Origin of the sequence: Bradyrhizobium sp. CCBAU 51627 (assembly GCF_028128765.1) — a bacterium.
Lineage (GTDB): Bacteria > Pseudomonadota > Alphaproteobacteria > Rhizobiales > Xanthobacteraceae > Bradyrhizobium.
The window spans coordinates 1-19,549 of the sequence record NZ_LBJG01000084.1 but is presented as its reverse complement, the minus strand read 5'-3'; the positions used below and the strand labels follow the sequence as shown (position 1 = coordinate 19,549).

Genomic DNA, 19,549 nt, shown 5'->3' with positions numbered 1-19,549 from the left:
ATGCCGATGATGGCTACCGCGGCAAGCAAGCTTAGGACGTCACCATCTTGCCGGCTGCGGCGCATGCAAGCCGCGCGCCAAATTATTTGAAGCCTAAAGAAATTCCGGCGCGGTCGATTGTTGCAGCTTTGGGCTTGCGGCCGGAGCGGATTTATTTGAAGCTCAAAATGTTGGGGGAATCCGTGTCGGCGCCAATGCCGTGAGTGACTGCATCGAGATGCTCGATTCCGAGACGAAAGCTGCCGAAACGCCGGAGGACCATGCCGAAGAGCTCCGGCTGTGGTTGCGGCTGCTGACCTGCACCACGCTGATCGAGGGGGAGGTCCGCGGCCGCTTGCGGCAGCGCTTCGATGTCACGCTGCCCCGTTTCGATCTCATGGCGCAACTCGACAAGGCGCCCGACGGCATGACACTGTCGGACGTCTCCAAGCGCATGATGGTGTCCAACGGCAATGTCACTGGCCTCGTCGAGCGTCTCGTGGAATCCGGCCATCTCGACCGCCGCACCTCGGAGACCGACCGCCGGGTCCAGGTGATCCGCCTCACAAAGCTCGGTCGCGCCGAATTCCGCCGGATGGCTGCGGAACACGAGACCTGGATCGCCGATCTCTTCGCCGATCTGACGCCAAAGGACGTACGTGAACTGATGCGGCTGCTGGCCAAGACCAAGGCCTCGGCGCAGAAATCGGCCGCGCGTCGCCGGCCGTAAGCCCCAAGGCGCTCGCCAATCCCACTTTGCCGCGGGAAAATGCATGAACTGCTCAAAATCCGCTATTGCACGAAATTGTTTTAAGCCTAAAATGTTTTGAGTGAGTGCTGCCGGGTGCTTTCCATGCGCAAAGGAGCGTGCGATGGCCGACGCCGCCAAGATTCAAGTCTCGGGCTCGCATGACGCAAACGCTGCGACCGCCCATGTCGACACGTTCGCGCGGCAGTATCTGCCGCCGCCCGAGCTGTGGCCGGAGTTCATCTTCACGCGGCCAGAGTTGCAATATCCGCCGCGATTGAATTGCGTCAGCTATTTTCTCGACCGCTGGGTTGAGCAGGGGCACGGCGACGCGCTCTGCGTCATCAGTCCCGCCGTCAGCTACACCTATCGCGAACTGCAGGCGCTGGTGAACCGCATCGCCAATGTGCTGGTCGGCAAGCTCGGTCTTGTGACTGGGGGGCGCGTGCTGCTGCGCTCGGCCAACAACCCGATGATGGTTGCGACTTATCTGGCCGTGATCAAGGCCGGCGGCATTTGTGTAGCGACGATGCCGCTGCTGCGCGCCAAGGAGCTGTCCTATCCGATCCAGAAGGCGGAGATAACGCTCGCCCTCTGCGACGGCAAGCTCTCCGAAGAGATGGAGAAATCGAAGCAGGCTGCGCCCGGCCTCAAGCGCGTGGTCTATTGGGGCAATGGCGCATCCGACTCGCTCGAGGCGCTGATCGCGGATGCGAGCCCGGAGTTCACTGCGGTCGATACAGCGTCCGACGACATCTGCCTGATTGCCTTTACGTCGGGTACGACCGGCGATCCCAAGGGCACCATGCATTTCCATCGGGACATGCTGGCGGTGTGTGACGCGTATGCGCGCAATATCCTGCGGGCCGAACAGAAGGACCGGTTCGTCGGCTCCGCGCCGCTTGCTTTCACGTTCGGATTTGGCGGCGTGCTGTTTCCGATGCACATTGGCGCCTCTTTCGTCGTTCTCGAGAAGACGACGCCCGACGACATCCTGGCGGCAATCGAGCAATACAAGACTACGGTCTGCTTCACGGCGCCGACCGCGTACCGGGCGATGATCGGCAAGCTTGCTGGCCGCGACATTTCTTCACTGCGAAAGTGCGTCTCCGCGGGTGAGACGTTGCCCAAGCCGACGTTCGACGCCTGGCTGAAAGCCACTGGCGTCAAGCTGATGGACGGCATTGGCTCGACGGAGCTGCTGCACATCTTCATCAGTGCGACCGAGGAGGAAATTCGTCCCGGCGCGACGGGCAAGCCGGTGCCGGGCTATGAGGCCAAAATCGTCGATGACGACGGCAATGATTTGCCGACGGGCACGATGGGGAAACTCGCGGTGCGCGGACCGACTGGTTGCCGCTATCTCGCCGACGAACGTCAGCGCAAATACGTCCAGAATGGCTGGAATATCACCGGCGACACCTATCTGATGGATGGCGACGGCTATTTCTGGTACCAGTCGCGCTCCGACGACATGATCGTTTCCGCCGGCTACAATATTGCAGGCCCTGACGTCGAGGCGGCGCTGCTCACGCACCCATCCGTCGTCGAGTGCGGCGTCGTCGGTGCACCGGACGAGGCGCGCGGAATGATCGTGAAGGCCTATGTCATTGCCGCACCCGGCGTGACGCCGGACGCAAAGCTCGCAGCCGAGCTGCAGGAGCATGTTAAACGCGAGATCGCGCCGTACAAATATCCACGCGCGATCGAGTTCGTGACGCAGCTGCCGAAGACCGAGACCGGCAAATTGAAGCGTTTTGCCTTGCGCCAATTGGCGCAGGCGGCTGCGGCGTCCTCGGGCGTCGCGGCGGAATGAGATGAGGATCGAGAATTGTCCGTGACAACGCCGAAAGGCCCCCAGCTTGCGGTGCTGCCAGCCGCCACCGAGGATGATGCCAGCCCCAGGGCGCAGGTGCTCCAGCCTTTGGGCTGGCCGATGCCGAAGGGCTATGCCAACGGTATGGCCGCCGAGGGCCGCATTGTCGTCACGGGGGGCGTAATTGGCTGGGATGCCCGAGAGCGTCTCGCGGACGGCTTTGTCGCTCAAGTGCGCCAGACCCTGAGCAATATCGCCGAGATTTTGGCGGAGGGCGGTGCGCGGCCCGAGCACCTGGTGCGTCTGACCTGGTACGTCGTCGACATGGACGAATACCTGACGAATCTGAAGGAACTCGGCCAGATCTACCGCGCCATCTTCGGCGCGCATTATCCCGCGATGGCGCTGGTCCAGGTCGTCCGTCTCGTCGAGAAGGCGGCGCGCGTCGAGATCGAAGCCACGGCCGTCATTCCTCGTTGATATGCTTGCCGTTCAGCTCGTCGTTTCAGCCCGCTTTGGCGAGCTCGTCGTCCTCGGGCGAGTTCAGGTAAACGCCCGACATGGTGTCGACCCAGCATAGATGGTCGTGCACCTTCTTCACGCCCTCGACATTCTCCGCTGCGACGACCGCAGCCTGACGTGAGCGTTCTTCCGTAATGACGCCGCTGAGGTGAACGATGCCGTCGCGCACGATGACGTTCAGCCCAAACGGGCACCAGTCGTGCTTCTCCATGGCGTCGATGATGCGGCTGCGGATGTGATCATCGTCGGCGGTCGGGTCGGGTACCTCGCGCGCGAGGCCCGCCACTGCCTGCAACAAGTTGGCGCGTGACACGATGCCCACGACCTTGTCGCCGCGCACGACGGGCAAGCGCTTCACGTTATTCTGTTCCATGAGGTCGACGATTTCGGCGAGCGCGGTGTCCTCGGTGATGGTCACGGGCGATGCGGTCATCACCTCGGAAATCTTGCGACCGTGCTCGTGGACGAAGTCGCTGGCCGACGTGCCGGGTCCGAGGATGAATCTCAACCAGCGGCCACGCTTGCGCCCGGTGCCGATCTCGCTGCGGCGGATGAAGTCGCCTTCCGAGACCACGCCAACCAGCTTGCCTCGATCGTCGACTACGGTGAGGCCGCTGACGTGACGCTTCAGCATGATATTGGCGGCCTCGACAATGCTGGTGTCGGGCGTGACCGAGATAACCGACCGGGTCATGATCTGGTGGGCGCGCATGGAATGCTCCGCTGGCTTTTCGAACTTCGATGGGAAATCTAGATCAGGCCCCGCGGCGCAGTTTGACGCAGGTCAAGCGGGCGGACCGGTTCTCGCGGATTAAGCGATTGTGATTGCTTCCTGGAATTGATGCAGCTCAACGTCTCCAAGGCAGACGGTCATATCCTGTCACATGCGACCAGCAGCGCGCAGGAAACCCATGAACGTTATGCGAATTCTTCCCCAGCCCGAACAGTCGGTGGTCTCCATCGATCCGATTGTGGACGTCGCCTGCTCGGTGACGAACACCGAGCCAACCGCGGAGAAATCGGCCGTCAAGTCGGTGCCGGAATCCTACCCACTCGATCGCACGTTCCACGCTTTGCTCGCGCGGTTCACGGGTGGACTCTCGCCGACGGCCTTGCTGCTCGCTTGGCTCGATTGGAGCTTGCATCTTGCGGGGGCGCCCCAGCGTCGAATGGAGATTGCTGAGAGCGTCGTTCGTGACTCCGGCCGTCTGCTGGAAGCTGCCGCGCACGCGACGTCGCCCGAGCAAAAGCCATGGTCCGTGATCCGGCCGGAGGGCCGGGATCGCCGCTTCAGGGCGCCGCAATGGGAGGCCGCGCCGTTCAATGTTCTTGCGCAGGCGTTTCTGCTCGGAGAGCGCTGGTGGCACGATGCTACGACGGGCGTGCGCGGCGTCTCGCATGCGAACGAGGCGATCGTCGAATTCTCTGTGCGCCAGATGCTCGACATGCTGGCGCCGTCGAATTTCGCAATGACCAATCCGCAGGTGCTGGAGAAGGCGTTTCAGAGTGGCGGCGAGAATTTCATCTTCGGCGGACAGAACTGGTGCGGCGACCTGATGCGGACGCTTGCAGCCGCGAAGTCCGTCCTGGACGGGCAGTTTATCGTCGGCAAGACGGTTGCGGTGTCGCCCGGCAAGGTCGTGTACCGCAACGAGCTGATCGAGTTGATCCAGTACCATCCAACCACGGCGCAGGTGCGGCCCGAGCCGATCCTGATCGTGCCGGCCTGGATCATGAAATACTATATCCTCGATCTGTCGCCGCAGAACTCGCTGGTCAAATATCTCACCGACCAAGGCTTTACCGTCTTCGCAATCTCCTGGCGCAATCCGGACGTAAGAGATCGGGATGTCGCGTTCGACGATTATCGCAAGCTGGGCGTGATGGCGGCGCTGGATGTGATTGGCCGAATCGTACCGGCGCAGAAGATTCACGCGCTCGGGTATTGTCTCGGCGGCACCTTGCTGTCGATCGCTGCCGCCGCGATGGCGCGCGACGGCGACGATCGTCTCGGGACTATCACTCTCCTGGCCGCGCAAACTGACTTCACCGAGGCCGGCGAGCTGACGCTCTTCATCAACGATAGCCAGGTTGCCTTTCTCGAAGACATGATGTGGCAGCGAGGCTATCTCGATACGACGCAGATGGCGAGCGCGTTCGCGCTGCTGCGTTCGAACGATCTGATCTGGTCGCGGTTGTCGCATGACTACCTGATGGGCGAGGCGTCGGCGCCGAGTGATCTGATGGCCTGGAACGCCGACGCGACGCGGCTGCCGTATCGGATGCATTCGGAATATCTGCGAAAGCTGTTCCTCAACAATGATCTGGCCGAGGGACGTTATCCTGTCGAAGGCAGAAATATTTCTCTTTCCGACATTCACATCCCGATGTTCGTGGTCGGCACACTCACCGATCACGTGGCGCCGTGGCGATCCGTGCACAAGCTCCATTATCAGGTCGATGCCGACCTGACCTTCCTGTTGACCAGCGGCGGCCACAATGCCGGCGTCGTCGCGCCGCCCGACGAGGCCGGGCACAGCTATCAGGTAATGACCAAGGGTGCGGACGCGCCCTATGTCGGCCCGGATGAATGGCTGAAGCTGGCCCCGCATATCGAGGGATCGTGGTGGCCGGAGTGGACTCGCTGGCTCATCGCGAAATCCGGCGAGCCTTGCGATCCGCCGCCGATCGGGTACGGCGACATTGGCAGCCTTCCAGATGCACCGGGCGACTACGTCCGCACCTAATGCTCGGGCTCCGGATCCGGAGACAGGTCGCAGGGGCGGAGGGGCTTGGCCTTTTCGAGTTTGCGATAGGCCGTCGCGGCCGTTCGCAGTAGCTTCCGTTCGCGCTTGGGGTCGAGAAATCGAGTGGCTGTCTTGGGAACGGCCTCGTTCAGTGACGTGGCCAGCATCTGACCGCGCGCATCATCGTTCAGCTGCCCTAGCGACTTTTGCGCCCTGCGCAATTGCTTGAGGATCGCCTTCTGCTTTTTCAGCGACTTGTCGGCGAACAGATCCTCCAGCGACTCGATCGAATAAGTCAGCCGCTTGTTGAGAATCCGCAGCTTGTGCCTTTTCTCGACGTCAAGCTTGCGTAGCTTCCGGGCCTTCTTCAGCAGCGTCCTTTCCCAATCGGTCAATTGCGCCATGGCGTGGTCGGCGAGAGGGCCGCGGCGAAGTCTGATGGCTTCCTTGCTGCGCCTGGTTGACCAGGGGCCGCCCTCGATCCAGCTCGATGTCTGTTCGACCAGACGGCGATATCTCGCCGATCGCAGCGCGCGGGCCAGCAGGCGATGACTTTCGTCGCGCCTTTCGTCCCAGTGGTGGAGCTCGGCGAGCTCCGCGCCGGCGACCACGCGTTCGATGGCGACGTCGAGGTCCCGCACCATGCCGAGCTGGCTATTCAGCCATTTCAACTCGGCCCAGACTTTGGGCCGCAGTGCATCGTCGACCATGGGCGAAAAGAAGCGAATCGCGGTCCGCAGGTGGGTCAAGGCGATCCGGATCTGGTGCAACGCATCCGGATCGCCGCGGCATGTGCCGTCGTGCTGGGCGAGGACGGCGGCGAGATGCCGGCGGGCGATGATCCGAAAGGCCGTATCGCAGGCCATGCCGGGGCTGAGGCGGCCTGGCCGCGCATTACGGCCCGCCGCCGGCTTGGCAGGGCCGGTCGCCGTCGAACTCATGGTCGGGTGCGCCATCCTAGCCCGCGCCAATCAGATTGCCTTATTTGTTTTCAACGATCGCATCCCGGCAGCTCTGGAGCGTCTGCGCTTGTGTCCCGGATGCATCGATGCTCGCCCACCCGATAGGGCCGATCTTATAGCGCTCTTGCAAGGCGGCAACCTCTTGCGTGGCATCGGATGCATCGCCGCGCCGGCCGCCGATTCGAGCCTGCCGGGTTGCCAGATCCGCGACCAGGAAGAGTCCGGTGAGAGGCACGTTGCAATCTCGGGCCAGTGTGGCGACGGCGTCTCGCTCGACATCGCGGGCGAACACGCCGTCAATGATCACTGAATGGCCCTGGGCCAGCACATGGCGGGCGCGCTCGGCCAAGATTGCATAAACCCGCTGTGCAAGTTCGGGCGTGTAGGCAGATGGTGGCAGCCGGTCCGTGTCGGCCACTCCGAACATTTCCTTGCGAATGACATCGCTGCGGAGCACTACGGCGCCCGGCTGCGGTACGACGGTTGGTGCGAGAGCCGCTGCCAAAACCGTCTTGCCAGTGCCCGACAGCCCGCCGACCGCGATCAGACGGGGAGCAGGAGGCTGGATCAGCGTCCGGGCAAGCTCAAAGTAGCGGCGCGCCTCGTCAAGGATATCGGCATCATTGGAATGTGATGACTTCGGCCGTGCCAAGGCCACCTGGGCCCGAACCGCGGCGCGAATGGACATGAACAGCGGCAGCGCGCCGAGCGCATCGAGGTTTTCGGACGGCGTCGCGGCAAGGTAACGGTTCAGGACAACGTTTGCGGCCAGCGGCTGATCGTGGCGCAGCAGGTCCATCAGCGTGAAGGCGAGATCGTAGAGCACGTCGACCGTGGCCATCTGTGCATCGAATTCGATGGCATCGAACAGCACGGGCCGCTGGTCAATCAGCACGATATTCGCGAGATGCAGGTCGCCGTGGCAACGGCGGACGAAGCCTTGGCGGCCGCGTTCTTCAAGCAAGGGACGGGTGCGCAGGAATGCTTCGTGCGAAGCGCGCGCGAGCTGTTCGATGTCTGCGCCCTGAAGATGATTGCGGTTCTGCAGGCCCGCACTGTTGCCGTCGATCAGGGCAGGGATCGCGGAAATCCATGCCTTGCCGTCGGCACGCGTTGCCGCCGCGTGCGATGCCGCGATCGCGCCGGCAATGGCTGATGCAAGATCCGCATCGAACTTTAGCGTCTTCGCCAGATGGTCCAGCGTCTGGCTCTCGTCGAAACGCGACATGTCAACGGCGTATTCGATCGGCTGGCCATGGCCGTTGACCTTCACCGATCCATCCGGCTCCTCAGTGATCGCGATGACGCCGTAGTAGATCTGTGGCGCGAGCGGCCGGTTGATCCGGATTTCCTCCTCGCAGGCCGCCTTGCGCTTCTCGAGCGTCGAATAGTCGAGGAAGGGAAACCGCACGGCTCGCTTGATTTTCAACGCACGATCGCCGTCGAGAAAAACCGAGGCGCCATGCGTATCGATCCGCGTCACGCCCGGATGTCCAGCCAGGGCCTGGAAGACCCGTTCCTGGATCGCCGTTTGATCTTTCATCGAAGCAGGCATCGGAAGCACCGTCAGGGCGTCAGGACGGCCGCGCCCAGGATCTGACCGTTCCGCAGCATGCCCAGAACCTCGTTGGCTTGATCCAGCGGAAATGCCTTCGTCTCGGTGCGCACACCGGCTTGTGGTGCGACCTTGAGAAAATCCAGTCCGTCCTGCCGGGTCAGATTGGCGACCGAGACTAACTGCCGTTCCTCCCAGAGCAAATGATATGGAAAGCTCGGGATGTCGGACATATGGATGCCGGCGCACACCACGCGACCACCTTTTCGGACGGCGCGCAACGCAGCCGGAACCAGTTCCCCGGCTGGTGCGTAGATAATGGCGGCGTCGAGCAGCTCGGCGGGTATTTCGTCGGAAGCCCCCGCCCAGACGACACCAAGACGTCGCGCGAGGTCTTGAGCGGCGTCATCGCCCCGGCGCGTGAATGCATAGACAGATCGCCGCTGCCAGATTGCGACTTGTGCGACGATATGGCCGGCCGCGCCAAAGCCGTAGAGGCCGAGTCTCTCTGCGGGACCAGCCAGCACCAGCGAGCGCCAGCCGATCAGCCCTGCGCACAGCAATGGGGCAATCTCCACGTCATTGTCGCCTTCGCCGATTGGAAATGCGTAGCGGGCATCGGCGATGGTGTGTGTTGCGTAGCCGCCGTCACGCGTATAGCCGGTGAACAGCGGTGCGTCGCACAGATTTTCCATGCCTTCCCGACAGAATCGACATCTTCCGCATGTGAAGCCGAGCCAGGGAATGCCGACCCGGTCACCAAGCACGTGCGTTGTAACATTGGGGCCAACGAGGTCGACCCGGCCAATGATCTCATGGCCAGGCACGATCGGATAGTGAATATCGGGCAACTCGGCGTCGACGACATGCAGGTCGGTGCGACATACCCCGCAAGCGCTTATCTTCACCCGAATCTGGCCAACGCCGGGGACTGGGTCAGGCCGCTCCTCCATTCGGAGCCGCGCTCGTGGGACCGGTAACACCATCGCACGCATAAGGGCTCTCCGGGGACAAACCGCTCCGACTGAATACCCATAGAGCGACTGCGCGGCCAGTGCTTGACCTTGGTCAACGCCGGTCTTTGCCGGCGCGGGCGGCGTTCCCCGCCTTGACGAGAATCAAGGGACCTGACGAAGAGCGGCTTATTGTGGTTCGGAAGGAGAATCCCGATGCCCATCAAGGACGTCTTTCTGCCGCTTGTCGGTCAGCCGAGCGGGCCTGCGCTCGCCGCGATTGAGAAATGCGTCGCCGTTGCAGCCGACCTCGGCGCCAGAATCACCGGGCTCGCGCTGGAGGACGACGTTTTCGTGCGCCCGAATGTGGTCTTTCCCGATGCCAAGGAGTCCGCAGAACTCAGCGTTGTGTGCGAGGAGGGCGATATGCAGCAGCTCCTGAATGTATTCACTGAAGCGGCCTCGCGCACCGGTACGCGTGCCCAAAGCCGATCGGGCAAGGTGCCGGCGGACCAGATCGCATCGACCCTGGCGGAGCATGCACGCTTCAGCGATCTCAGCCTGATCCCCGTAAAGGCCCACGACAGCCGAACCGAAAACATCGTTGAAACTTTCCTCTTTGAATCCGGCCGGCCGCTGCTGCTCTGTCCAGAGCAGCACGCGGACGCGCTGCGGCCGGAATTCGAGCATGTCGTGATCGCCTGGGACCACTCGGCTCGCGCCGCGCGCGCTGTTGGCGACGCCCTGCCGATGATTCAGGCAGCTGCTTCGGTCCGTGTGGTGACCGTGGCGGACGACAAGACCGAAGTCATCGCACAATCGGGCCTCAGTCTCGTCCACCACCTCAGGGAACATGGGGTTTATGCGTCCTTCGAAACTGTGAAGAGCAGCGGAAGCTCAATCGGCAAGGTGCTGGGGGCTTGGGCGCAGTCCCACGCCGTCGACGCCATCGTCATGGGTGCCTATCACCACTCGCGCCTGAATGAGATCGTCTGGGGCGGTGTGACCAAGACTGTCATCGGCCAGCCACCGTGCTGGGTGATGATGTCGCACTAGGTTGCGTTTCCAACTCCTATTCGGGTTAGTTTCGTACTTGCCGGACCCGGAGCCCGATCGGACGATTGTGACCATGTCGACTTACCGCCTGAAAAACCTGCTGTCGCCCCAGTCAGTGGCACTTGTCGGGGCGAGCCCCCGACAAGCGTCCGTGGGACGCGCGGTTCTGGAAAATGTTCGCAAATCGGCCTTCAAGGGGCAGTTCGGCCTGGTGAACGCGCGTCATGCGGAGATCGGCGGGGTGGCTGCGGTGAGCAGCCTGGCTCAATTGCCTTTCCTGCCGGAGCTCGTCGTCATTGCGGCGCCGGCGGATCAGGTTCCCGACATCATCGATCAAGCCGGGCGTCGCGGCTCGGCCGGCGCGCTGATCGTCTCGGCGGGGCTCGGTCGTGGGCCGGGATCCCTCGAGGAAGCCGCCGTCGCAGCTGCCCGCAAGTATGGTATGCGGCTGATCGGCCCCAATTGCCTCGGCATCATGATGCCCGGCGTCAACCTCAATGCGAGTTTCGCCGCGCACATGCCGGGAGCGGGAACCCTCGCGCTGATCTCGCAATCGGGGGCGATCGCGGCCGGCATGGTGGATTGGGCCGCGCAGCGTGGCGTCGGCTTCTCGGGCATCGTCACGATCGGCGATCAGATCGATGTCGACATCGCGGACCTGCTCGACTATTTCGCGATGGATCACAAGACTCGTGCCATCCTGCTCTACATCGAGGCCGTCAAGGACGCGCGGAAGTTCATGTCGGCGGCGCGCGCAGCCGCGCGCGTGAAGCCTGTCGTTGTGGTCAAATCCGGCCGGATGGCGCAGGGTGCGAAGGCTGCCGCCACACATACGGGCGCGCTCGCGGGTGCGGACGCGGTCTATGATGCCGCCTTCCGTCGCGCCGGCGTCCTTCGGGTGTCTGATCTGCGTGAGCTGTTCGATTGTGCCGAGACGCTCGGTCGAATCGGATCGCCGGCGGGGAAGCGCTTGGCCATTCTCACCAATGGTGGCGGTATCGGCGTCCTGGCCATCGACCGGTTGGCGGATCTCGGCGGACTCCCCGCTCCCATGGTACCGGATACGCGCCAGAAGCTGGACGCAGTGCTGCCTCCGACTTGGTCCGGCGCCAATCCCATCGACATTGTCGGCGACGCCGATGCCTCGCGTTATGCCGCAGCGCTGGAAGTGCTGCTCGACGATCCGGGTAACGACGCGGTTCTCGTGCTCAACGTGCAGACCGCGATCGCTTCGGCCGCCCAGATCGCGACGACCGTGACCGAACTCGTCAGCAAATATCGCGAGAAGCACCGCAGCTGGGCCAAGCCGGTGCTGGCAGCCTGGGTCGGGGCCGATCAGGAGATCATTGCGACGCTGTCCGGCGCCGGCATTCCGAACTACCCGACCGAAGATGACGCGGTGCGCGGCTTCATGCATCTGGTCCGTCATCGCGAGGTGATCGACGAGTTGAGCCAGGTTCCCCCGGCGATGCCCGACACCTTTGTGCCTGATGTGGCGGCTGCAAAGCAAATTGTCGCAAGGGCCATTGCCGACGGTCGCGAATGGCTCGAGCCCGTCGAGATCAAGCATCTGCTCGGGTGCTATGACATCGCGATGGTGCCGACCTATGCGGCTGATGATGTCGAGCAGGCGGTCGCCTATGCGGACGAGATATTTGCACAAGGCGCGACCGTCGTGCTCAAGATCCTGTCGCGCGATATCGTGCACAAGTCCGATGTCGGCGGGGTCGTGCTCAACCTGACCACGCCGGCTGCGGTGCGAGGAGCGGCGGCCAATATTCTTGCGCGGGCGAAGAAGTTGCGGCCCGAAGCCCGCATTGACGGCGTCATCGTGCAAGCGATGGTCGTCAAGGCAAAGGCGCGCGAGCTGATCCTGGGCCTCGCCGACGATCCCACTTTCGGCACGGTGGTCGTGTTCGGCCGGGGCGGCACGGCGGTGGAGATCATCAACGACAAGGCCCTGGCGCTGCCGCCACTCGATTTGCAGCTCGCCCGGGATCTGATCGATCGTACCCGTGTGTCGCGATTGCTCCGTGCCTATCGTGACGTGCCGGCCGTCAAGGAAGACGCCGTCGCCCTGGTCCTGGTCAAGCTGGCGCAAATGGCGACCGATATTCCCGAAATCCGCGAGCTCGATATCAATCCGCTGCTCGCGGACGAAACCGGCGTCACAGCGGTCGATGCCCGCGTCGCGGTAGGGCCGCCGCAGCGGAAATTCGCGGGCACGGGCCCCGCCAATCTCGCCGTCCGCGCCTATCCGTCACAATGGGAGCGCCGTTTTACGCTGAAAGATGGCTGGCACATTTCAGTGCGTCCCCTGCGCCCGGAGGACGAGCCGACCATTCACGAGTTCCTTCGTCACGTTACAGCCCACGATCTCCGCCTGCGCTTTTTTGCGCCGATGAAGGAGTTTACTCACGAGTTCATCGCGCGCCTCACCCAGCTCGACTACGCGCGCGCCATGGCGTTCATTGCATTCGACGACAAGAACGAGATGGTCGGCGTGGTGCGGCTCCACTCGGATTCGATCTACGAGAGCGGTGAGTACGCAATCCTGCTGCGCTCCGACCTCAAGGGCAGGGGGCTCGGCTGGGCCCTGATGCAGCTGATCATCGATTATGCGAGGTCGGAAGGGCTCAAGACCATCTCGGGCGATGTGCTCAAGGAGAACGTCGTCATGCTCGAGATGTGCCGGCACCTCGGTTTCGAGGTGAAGCCGGACCCGACCGAGCCCGATATCTGCGACGTTCGGCTGAAGCTCTGACCGTCGCGACTACGAGCGAGCTTCGGAGCTTGGGGTTGTGGCGGGCTGTTTGGCCGGCTTTCGCATGTTCTTGACGATGATGGCGATCAGCGGCACCAGCACCGGCACGATCGTGCTGAGCGGATGATGGACCGCGCCAGTCAATTCGGCTTGGAACGCGCGGGCTTCGACCTGAAGTGCTTCGATCGATGTGTCGTGGATTTCATTGGCGAGCTCGATGTCGCGACCTGACGGCGGACGCCCCGCGACGGTGAAGAGGAGAGCCGCGATGGCAAAATTGATCGCTCCGAGCACGGCCGCTGCGGCGATCGCGCTCCAGATCTGGACCAGCGCGAAATAGGCCGACAGCTCCAGCATCAGGAGCCCAAAGGCGGCGATCAGCGCCGCGAAGGCCCGCATGCCGAACCCGATGAGCAGGTGGCGGAGCCTGATATCAGCGATGATCCTGTCCGTACGCCACAGGGCGCGCAGATGTTTGACCACATTCTCGGTATTCACCTAGTGTCTCCTCAGCATGAAGCCGACGACCACGCCGAGTGCAAAGGCGGAAGCGAGCGAGGCCACCGGGCGCTCGGTGATGAGATCGTGCAGCTGCTCCTGCTCCTCGCTGACGGTTTCGCCGAGCTCGGCCAGCGCGGCCCTGATCTGATCGGCGAGGGCTTCGGTACGGTCCTTTGACGTTTCGAACATGTCCTCCCCGGCGGTGCTCAGCAGACGTGTGACGTCGACCTTCAGTGCCTTTAGCTCATCGCTCATTCTGCCGGTATCGAACATTGGCGGTCTCCATTGCATGACGGAAGCCTATGTGAGCGGGCCCAACGCCCATTGATTTGCGTCAATCCGGCCGCTTCATGCCGGCCTACAAGATCAACAACAGGGGACCGGTGGTCTCATGAGGATATGCGTGTGAATTCGGAACCTCTGCTGCTCGCAACCCCGTCTGGCGGCAAGCTGGAATTGCGGCCGGAGGGGCCGTGGATTGCAGCCAACGTAGCAACACTCGAAACGCTGTCCCGATCGGTCGTCGCAGAGGTCTCTCAATCGAGAGCCGTAACGCTGGATATGTCGGGCATCAGCGCGCTCGATACGCTCGGCGCCTGGGTCCTGGAGAAGCTGTCGCGCCAGGCTGCATCATCCGGCAGGCCGGCCGATATCGTGGGCGTGGCCGATCACTTCAGCGGTCTGCTCGAGGAGGTGCGGCAGGTCAATCGCCACGCGCCGGCGCAGGTGGCCGCGCCTAGCCCAATCCTGCTCAGGCTGGACGATCTCGGCAAGGCCACGATCGGTGCCCGCGAAGATATCACGATCTTTCTGCGAATGCTCGGCGCCTTGTTTATGGCCGTGCTTGGAGTCGTGCGCCGGCCCCGCTCGCTGCGGCTGACGTCGTTGGTCTATCAGCTCAACCGAATCGGGTTGCAGGCCATTCCCATCGTCGTGCTGATCACGTTCTTGATTGGTGCCATCATTGCCCAGCAAGGTTTCTTCCATTTTCGCAGGTTCGGCGCGGAGTCCTACACTGTCGACATGGTCGGCATCCTCGTCCTGCGTGAGCTCGGCGTGTTGATCGTCGCCATCATGGTCGCGGGCCGCTCGGGAAGCGCCTATACGGCGGAGCTCGGCTCGATGAAGATGCGTGAGGAGATCGATGCGCTCTCGACCATGGGGCTCGATCCCGTCGACGTCCTGATCCTGCCGCGGGTGGCCGCACTCGTCATCGCACTGCCAATCCTCACCTTCATCGGATCGATTGCCGCGCTCTATGGCGGCGGCCTCGTTGCGCAGTTCTACGGTGACATGGGGCCAGCCATCTACATCGCCCGGCTGCATGACGCCATCTCCGTCACCCATTTCGAGGTCGGAATCCTGAAAGCGCCTTTCATGGCGCTGGTGATCGGGATCGTTGCCTGCAGCGAAGGGTTGCGGGTGAAGGGCAGTGCGGAGTCGCTCGGCCGGCAGACGACAACCTCGGTGGTCAAGTCGATCTTCCTGGTGATCGTGCTCGACGGCCTGTTTGCGATCTTCTTCGCCTCAATCGGAATGTGACGATGCCCGAGCCCCATGCAGAGGTTGCGATCGGTGTTCGTGACCTCGTAGTCGGCTTCGGCCGCCAGATCGTACTCGACCACCTGTCGCTCGACGTCCGCCGCGGCGAAATCCTCGGGCTGGTAGGGGCGTCCGGTGGTGGCAAGTCGGTACTGATGCGCACCATCATCGGCCTGATCCCGCGCCGTAGCGGCACCATCGAAATCATGGGACAGCCGATCGGCGGCGCGCATGACCGCAGCACGGCCACGACCTGGGGCATCCTGTTTCAGCAGGGTGCACTGTTCTCTTCACTGACGGTCCGGCAAAACGTGCAATTTCCACTTCGCGAAAATCTCACGCTGTCGCTGGATCTGATGGACGAGATCGCGATCGCCAAGCTCGAGATGGTCGGGCTGCGTCCGGAGGATGGCGACAAATATCCGGCAGAATTGTCCGGTGGCATGACCAAGCGCGTTGCGCTGGCGCGCGCGCTTGCACTCGATCCCCCCATCCTGTTCCTCGACGAGCCGACGTCCGGCCTCGATCCGATCGCCGCCGGCGATTTCGATGCGCTGATCCGCACGCTGCAAAAGACCCTGGGGCTGACCGTATTCATGGTGACCCATGACCTCGCCAGCCTCACCACCGTCTGCGACCGCGTCGCCGCGCTTGCCGACGGCAAGATCGTCGCAATCGGCCCGATGCGCGAATTGCTGCAATCCGAGCATCCCTGGGTGCGCGCCTATTTCCACGGCAAGCGCTCGCAGATGCTGCAACACGAGATGAGATGAAACATGGAAACCCGCGCTCCTTATGTGCTGATCGGCACCTTCGTGCTGGCTGCGATCCTCGCGGTATTCGGCTTCGTCTATTGGCTGAACAACACCGGCGGCATCGGACCGCGTACGAGCTATCACGTCCAGTTCCAGGGACCGGTCCCGGGCCTGCTGGTCGGTGCCGGGGTGCTGTTCAACGGCATCCGGGTCGGCGAAGTGACCCAGCTCGGCCTCGCGCCGGACAATCCGCGCTTCGTCAATGCCACGATCTCGGTTGCCTCGACGACGCCCGTGCGCACCGACACCAAAGTTGGGCTCGAGTTTCAAGGACTGACCGGCGTGCCGGTGGTGACGCTGGAGGGCGGCATGATCGTCGCCAAATCCAGCGAGCCGCTGACCCTGGTCGCCGAGGCCGGCGCGGGCCAGAGCATGACGCAGGCGGCGCGCGATGCCCTGCGGCGCGTCGATACCGTGCTGGAGGACAATTCCGGACCGCTTAGGGACACGATCGCCAATCTCAAGACGTTCTCGGACGGGCTGGCGCGCAACACCGGCAAGATTGACGGCATCCTGGCTGGCCTTGAGAAGATGACCGGCGGCGGCGCGCCTGCACAGAAGATCACTTACGATCTCCGCACGCCGCAGAATCTCGGACCGGCCGGCAAGACGCTGTCGGCGTCGCTGGCCGTACCCGAGCCGACCGCCGTCGCCATGCTCCAGACGCAGCGGATGCTGTTCTCGCCGGTCGGCGACTTCAAGGGCTTTGCCGAATTCCTGTGGGCCGATAGCATTCCAAAGCTGGTGCAGGCGCGATTGATCGACAGTTTCGAAAATTACGATATCGCGCACGCTCCGCTACGGACGGCCGATCTGGGGCAGGCGGACTATCAGCTCCTGATCGACATCAGGCGTTTCGGCATTGCCACCGACGGCGAGAGCCGGGTCGAGATCGGACTATCGGCGCGGATCGTCGACAAGAATGGCAAGGTGATCGCATCGCGCTTGCTCGAGACCAATGAAAAGCTCGACAAGGTCGAGCCGGCAGCCGCGGTCGCGGCGTTCGACGCAGCTTTTGCCCGCATTGCCAAGGAGCTGATCGGCTGGACGGTACTGGCGGTGTGACAGCACCTGCCGGCTATTCAAGCGTTTTGAGATAGGACAGCAGGTCGTGGATCTGGTCAGGATCGAGTTCGAAGGCGGGCATGTCGGCGTGGCCGGTATAGATGCCTTCGGCGAGCGCTTCCTCGAGGGCATCAATCGGGTAGCGTTGGTGCAGGGTCCTGAACGGCGGAGCAATCTTCAGAGGGCTTTCGGAGCGGCGGTCGATAGCATGGCAGCGTGCGCAATTGGCCCGTGCATAGGCTTTGCCGCGTTGTTCGGCCGTCGGCGCGGCGAGCGCGGGTGTGGTCAAAAGCAGCACGATCAAGCCGTTGCGCAGTGCGTTTTGCAGCACGGAAATTGGTCCCCGTCGAACTCTCGATGCAGAATAGGGTGGGGATAGACGTCAAATTTGACCTGGGTCAATCGGGTTTGGCGCAATGCAGTAAAATGCACTCCGCGCGGCGGACTCTGTCCGGTGCAAATCCAGGGCGTTTGGGTGGGTGGATGAGGGCTTCCGTGACGATGATTGAGCCGAACGGTCATTTTTGCAGCGATTGTGCGGTCCGCGGCACGGCGGTTTGTGCGTCGCTGGACCCGGCCGAGCTGAGGGAGTTCGAGCATCTCGGGCGCCGTGTTCATTTCTCGACGGGAGAGACCGTGTTCTCCGAGGAGGACATCACGACCTCGTTCTTCAACCTGCTCGAAGGCGTTATGCGGCTCTACAAGCTGTTGCCTGACGGCCGCCGACAGATCGTGGGCTTTGCCCTGCCTGGCGATTTCCTGGGGATGAACATGTCCGGTCGGCACAATTTTTCGGCCGATGCGATTGGTGCGGTGACTGCGTGCCAGTTCGCGAAGGTACCGTTCGGCCGCTTCATCGAAGACCGGCCGCATCTGCTCCAACGGATCAATGAGCTCGCAATTCGCGAGTTGAGCCAGGCGCGCGACCATATGGTTTTGCTCGGCCGCCGCTCGGCGGACGAAAAAGTTGCGACATTTCTGCTCGGCTGGCGGGAGCGGCTGGTCTCGGTGAAGGGCTCATCGAATATCGTTCCTCTTCCGATGAGCCGGCAGGACATCGCTGACTATCTTGGCCTGACCATCGAGACGGTCAGCCGCACCTTCACCAAGCTGGAACGGCACGGAGCGATCGAGATCGTCCATGGCGGAATCTGCCTGCGCGATCCCGCGCGAGTCGAGGCGCTGGCTGCGGCCTGAATCCTGACTTTGCCCGAGCGCTGCTTGATTTTTGATCTGAATCAATGACGCCGATGATTGGTCGCAAATAATGCTCAAAATATTGGGAGGGTAGGATGCCGATCGATGCGCTGCTGGTGACCATTGCTGTCGTGACCATGTTTGTCGTATTCGCCGCAGCCTTGGCTTGGGCGGACCGACAGACCAGCGGAGTCCGGCTCGATTCGGGTGCGAAGCGTTGAATTTCCTGAGATAATGGTCGTATCTTAACGCCTGCCAGGGCTCCTTCCGCGGTCGCCGCCCCAGTGCCTCTGGCCGAGCCGCAAGAGTTTGCTGTTTCTGCAACTTTGCATGGCGCGATCCGCATGGGCGCAGCCTGCGGATGCGCTTTCGTGGCGTGATTGCGGCATTCCTGCGGTATCTGCTTCAACCTGCGCCCCATGCTTTCCGGTTGAAAAGCCGGGCAACGTTGACTACGCAGGAACTCCAGTGCCTCGCAGTCTCAGGAGTCCCGGCGTGCCTCAGGACAAGACCGGCGATCCCCGGCAGTCGTCGGGTAGCAAACTGTCCGTCCTGCGCAAGCATCCGATCTTCGCAGATCTGGATCCGGAAGCGCTCGATCAACTGTGCCGCTATGCCAAGCACACCACGGTCAAGCGCGGTGCAACGATTGCTGCCAAGGGAGATCCCGGGAATAATCTGTTTGCGGTGATCTCCGGCACAGTGAAGATTTCCTCTTCGTCGCCCGATGGCCGGAACGCCATTCTCAATCTGATCGGCCCCGGCGAAATTTTCGGCGAAATTGCTGTGCTTGATGGTGCGCCGCGGTCGGCGGACGCGACGGCCAACACCAACTGCGAGCTCTACATCATTGACCGCCGCGACTTCCTGCCATTCGTGAAGAGCCAGCCGGCGCTCGCGATGAAATTCATCGAACTGCTTTGCGCGCGGCTGCGCTGGACCAGCCAGCAGGTCGAACAAGTGATCCTGCAGAATCTGCCGGGGCGGCTTGCCAGCGCGCTGCTCGGGCTCACCGAAGAGCGCAAGCTCGATTCCGGCAGCGGCACGCTCGCGATCACCCAGCAGGAGATTAGCGAGATGGTGGGGATGACGCGCGAGAGCATCAACAAGCAATTGCGTGCCTGGGCCGGACGAAGCTGGGTGCGCCTCGAGCACGGCGCCATCGTCGTGCTCGATACCAACGCGCTCCGCGAACTTGCTGAGAGCGGGCTCGACGGCGAGTGATCTTGCCGGTCTAAAGCGGGATGAGGTTAGGTTGAATCGATTTGGGATTCCCAAATCAGCTTCTTTCTGATTCACCATGCTGGCTGGAAGGAGGCCAGCATGG

General features: G+C 62.6%; 19 protein-coding genes. 12 read left to right on the top strand and 7 right to left on the bottom strand.

Annotated features, from left to right (window positions below):
- Nucleotides 1–217: 217 nt before the first annotated feature.
- The 3 genes from XH88_RS29590 to XH88_RS29580 all read left to right on the top strand — a co-directional run bounded on the left by XH88_RS29590 (nucleotide 218) and on the right by XH88_RS29580 (nucleotide 3,023).
- Nucleotides 218–709 (top strand): MarR family winged helix-turn-helix transcriptional regulator, encoded by a 492-nt coding sequence (locus XH88_RS29590; RefSeq protein ID WP_271671840.1) that lies wholly within the window; start codon nucleotides 218–220, stop codon nucleotides 707–709.
- A 142-nt stretch (nucleotides 710–851) separates the two neighbouring features.
- Nucleotides 852–2,543 (top strand): benzoate-CoA ligase family protein, encoded by a 1,692-nt coding sequence (locus tag XH88_RS29585; RefSeq protein ID WP_271671753.1) that lies wholly within the window; start codon nucleotides 852–854, stop codon nucleotides 2,541–2,543.
- A 21-nt stretch (nucleotides 2,544–2,564) separates the two neighbouring features.
- Nucleotides 2,565–3,023, top strand: coding sequence for a RidA family protein (locus XH88_RS29580; RefSeq protein ID WP_271671752.1), 459 nt, complete (start codon nucleotides 2,565–2,567; stop codon nucleotides 3,021–3,023).
- 25 nt (nucleotides 3,024–3,048) lie between these two features.
- Here the strand turns inward: XH88_RS29580 and XH88_RS29575 are convergent, their stop codons facing one another.
- Entirely contained in the window at nucleotides 3,049–3,777 is a 729-nt protein-coding gene (locus XH88_RS29575) for a CBS domain-containing protein (RefSeq protein WP_271671751.1), read from the bottom strand.
- A 199-nt stretch (nucleotides 3,778–3,976) separates the two neighbouring features.
- Between XH88_RS29575 and XH88_RS29570 the strand changes: the two genes are divergently transcribed.
- A complete protein-coding gene (locus tag XH88_RS29570; protein WP_271671750.1) occupies nucleotides 3,977–5,812 on the top strand; it encodes a PHA/PHB synthase family protein in 1,836 nt (611 codons plus the stop codon).
- Here XH88_RS29570 and XH88_RS29565 read toward each other — a convergent pair.
- Genes XH88_RS29565 through XH88_RS29555 form a run of 3 tightly spaced genes read right to left on the bottom strand, consistent with a single transcriptional unit; the run spans nucleotide 5,809 to nucleotide 9,324 of the window.
- Nucleotides 5,809–6,768 carry a CHAD domain-containing protein gene (locus XH88_RS29565; protein WP_271671749.1) on the bottom strand — a complete coding sequence of 320 codons (960 nt, stop codon included), beginning with the start codon at nucleotides 6,766–6,768 and terminating at the stop codon, nucleotides 5,809–5,811. The two genes, XH88_RS29570 and XH88_RS29565, sit on opposite strands and share 4 nt — an antisense overlap.
- A gap of 25 nt (nucleotides 6,769–6,793) precedes the next feature.
- Nucleotides 6,794–8,317, bottom strand: coding sequence for a bifunctional aminoglycoside phosphotransferase/ATP-binding protein (locus XH88_RS29560; RefSeq protein WP_271671839.1), 1,524 nt, complete (start codon nucleotides 8,315–8,317; stop codon nucleotides 6,794–6,796).
- A gap of 23 nt (nucleotides 8,318–8,340) precedes the next feature.
- Nucleotides 8,341–9,324: a zinc-dependent alcohol dehydrogenase family protein gene (locus XH88_RS29555; protein WP_271671748.1), complete on the bottom strand. Its 984-nt coding sequence runs from the start codon at nucleotides 9,322–9,324 to the stop codon at nucleotides 8,341–8,343.
- Between the two features lie 174 nt (nucleotides 9,325–9,498).
- Here XH88_RS29555 and XH88_RS29550 point away from each other — a divergent pair, with 174 nt between their 5' ends.
- Together XH88_RS29550 and XH88_RS29545 are read left to right on the top strand one after the other, a co-directional pair.
- Nucleotides 9,499–10,338 carry a universal stress protein gene (locus XH88_RS29550; RefSeq protein ID WP_271671747.1) on the top strand — a complete coding sequence of 280 codons (840 nt, stop codon included), beginning with the start codon at nucleotides 9,499–9,501 and terminating at the stop codon, nucleotides 10,336–10,338.
- 73 nt (nucleotides 10,339–10,411) lie between these two features.
- Nucleotides 10,412–13,102, top strand: coding sequence for a bifunctional acetate--CoA ligase family protein/GNAT family N-acetyltransferase (locus XH88_RS29545; RefSeq protein WP_271671746.1), 2,691 nt, complete (start codon nucleotides 10,412–10,414; stop codon nucleotides 13,100–13,102).
- A gap of 9 nt (nucleotides 13,103–13,111) precedes the next feature.
- Here the strand turns inward: XH88_RS29545 and XH88_RS29540 are convergent, their stop codons facing one another.
- Both XH88_RS29540 and XH88_RS29535 read right to left on the bottom strand, forming a co-directional pair.
- The gene (locus XH88_RS29540) at nucleotides 13,112–13,600 is read right to left on the bottom strand and encodes a phage holin family protein (protein ID WP_271671745.1); all 489 of its coding nucleotides are present in this window, start codon (nucleotides 13,598–13,600) and stop codon (nucleotides 13,112–13,114) included.
- Entirely contained in the window at nucleotides 13,601–13,876 is a 276-nt protein-coding gene (locus tag XH88_RS29535) for a hypothetical protein (protein WP_271671744.1), read from the bottom strand. It abuts the gene before it with no gap.
- A 132-nt stretch (nucleotides 13,877–14,008) separates the two neighbouring features.
- Between XH88_RS29535 and XH88_RS29530 the strand changes: the two genes are divergently transcribed.
- Genes XH88_RS29530 through XH88_RS29520 form a run of 3 tightly spaced genes read left to right on the top strand, consistent with a single transcriptional unit; the run spans nucleotide 14,009 to nucleotide 17,025 of the window.
- Nucleotides 14,009–15,145, top strand: a complete 1,137-nt coding sequence (locus tag XH88_RS29530) for an ABC transporter permease (RefSeq protein WP_271671743.1) — start codon at nucleotides 14,009–14,011, stop codon at nucleotides 15,143–15,145.
- A 2-nt stretch (nucleotides 15,146–15,147) separates the two neighbouring features.
- Nucleotides 15,148–15,918 carry an ABC transporter ATP-binding protein gene (locus XH88_RS29525; RefSeq protein WP_271671742.1) on the top strand — a complete coding sequence of 257 codons (771 nt, stop codon included), beginning with the start codon at nucleotides 15,148–15,150 and terminating at the stop codon, nucleotides 15,916–15,918.
- Nucleotides 15,919–15,921: 3 nt separating this feature from the next.
- Nucleotides 15,922–17,025, top strand: coding sequence for an ABC-type transport auxiliary lipoprotein family protein (locus XH88_RS29520; protein ID WP_271671741.1), 1,104 nt, complete (start codon nucleotides 15,922–15,924; stop codon nucleotides 17,023–17,025).
- A gap of 13 nt (nucleotides 17,026–17,038) precedes the next feature.
- Here the strand turns inward: XH88_RS29520 and XH88_RS29515 are convergent, their stop codons facing one another.
- The gene (locus tag XH88_RS29515; RefSeq protein ID WP_271671740.1) at nucleotides 17,039–17,356 is read right to left on the bottom strand and encodes a c-type cytochrome; all 318 of its coding nucleotides are present in this window, start codon (nucleotides 17,354–17,356) and stop codon (nucleotides 17,039–17,041) included.
- Between the two features lie 152 nt (nucleotides 17,357–17,508).
- On the opposite strand from XH88_RS29515, the gene XH88_RS29510 reads away from it, so the two are divergent.
- The 3 genes from XH88_RS29510 (at nucleotide 17,509) to XH88_RS29500 (ending at nucleotide 19,446) form a co-directional block, all read left to right on the top strand.
- Nucleotides 17,509–18,222, top strand: coding sequence for a Crp/Fnr family transcriptional regulator (locus tag XH88_RS29510; protein WP_271671739.1), 714 nt, complete (start codon nucleotides 17,509–17,511; stop codon nucleotides 18,220–18,222).
- A gap of 95 nt (nucleotides 18,223–18,317) precedes the next feature.
- Complete coding sequence (locus XH88_RS29505; protein WP_271671738.1) at nucleotides 18,318–18,443, top strand: hypothetical protein; 126 nt, start codon at nucleotides 18,318–18,320, stop codon at nucleotides 18,441–18,443.
- A 274-nt stretch (nucleotides 18,444–18,717) separates the two neighbouring features.
- Nucleotides 18,718–19,446, top strand: a complete 729-nt coding sequence (locus XH88_RS29500) for a Crp/Fnr family transcriptional regulator (RefSeq protein WP_271671737.1) — start codon at nucleotides 18,718–18,720, stop codon at nucleotides 19,444–19,446.
- Nucleotides 19,447–19,549 lie beyond the last annotated feature (103 nt).

What these genes read in the sequence shown, in the direction of transcription:
- XH88_RS29590 (WP_271671840.1), top strand. Translation starts at nt 218, where the DNA reads ATGCTCGATTCCGAGACGAAAGCTGCCGAAACGCCGGAGGACCATGCC.
- XH88_RS29585 (WP_271671753.1), top strand. Translation starts at nt 852, where the DNA reads ATGGCCGACGCCGCCAAGATTCAAGTCTCGGGCTCGCATGACGCAAAC.
- XH88_RS29575 (WP_271671751.1), bottom strand. Translation starts at nt 3,777, where the DNA reads ATGCGCGCCCACCAGATCATGACCCGGTCGGTTATCTCGGTCACGCCC.
- XH88_RS29570 (WP_271671750.1), top strand. Translation starts at nt 3,977, where the DNA reads ATGAACGTTATGCGAATTCTTCCCCAGCCCGAACAGTCGGTGGTCTCC.
- XH88_RS29565 (WP_271671749.1), bottom strand. Translation starts at nt 6,768, where the DNA reads ATGGCGCACCCGACCATGAGTTCGACGGCGACCGGCCCTGCCAAGCCG.
- XH88_RS29560 (WP_271671839.1), bottom strand. Translation starts at nt 8,317, where the DNA reads ATGAAAGATCAAACGGCGATCCAGGAACGGGTCTTCCAGGCCCTGGCT.
- XH88_RS29555 (WP_271671748.1), bottom strand. Translation starts at nt 9,324, where the DNA reads ATGCGTGCGATGGTGTTACCGGTCCCACGAGCGCGGCTCCGAATGGAG.
- XH88_RS29550 (WP_271671747.1), top strand. Translation starts at nt 9,499, where the DNA reads ATGCCCATCAAGGACGTCTTTCTGCCGCTTGTCGGTCAGCCGAGCGGG.
- XH88_RS29545 (WP_271671746.1), top strand. Translation starts at nt 10,412, where the DNA reads ATGTCGACTTACCGCCTGAAAAACCTGCTGTCGCCCCAGTCAGTGGCA.
- XH88_RS29535 (WP_271671744.1), bottom strand. Translation starts at nt 13,876, where the DNA reads ATGTTCGATACCGGCAGAATGAGCGATGAGCTAAAGGCACTGAAGGTC.
- XH88_RS29525 (WP_271671742.1), top strand. Translation starts at nt 15,148, where the DNA reads ATGCCCGAGCCCCATGCAGAGGTTGCGATCGGTGTTCGTGACCTCGTA.
- XH88_RS29520 (WP_271671741.1), top strand. Translation starts at nt 15,922, where the DNA reads ATGGAAACCCGCGCTCCTTATGTGCTGATCGGCACCTTCGTGCTGGCT.
- XH88_RS29510 (WP_271671739.1), top strand. Translation starts at nt 17,509, where the DNA reads ATGAGGGCTTCCGTGACGATGATTGAGCCGAACGGTCATTTTTGCAGC.
- XH88_RS29505 (WP_271671738.1), top strand. Translation starts at nt 18,318, where the DNA reads ATGCCGATCGATGCGCTGCTGGTGACCATTGCTGTCGTGACCATGTTT.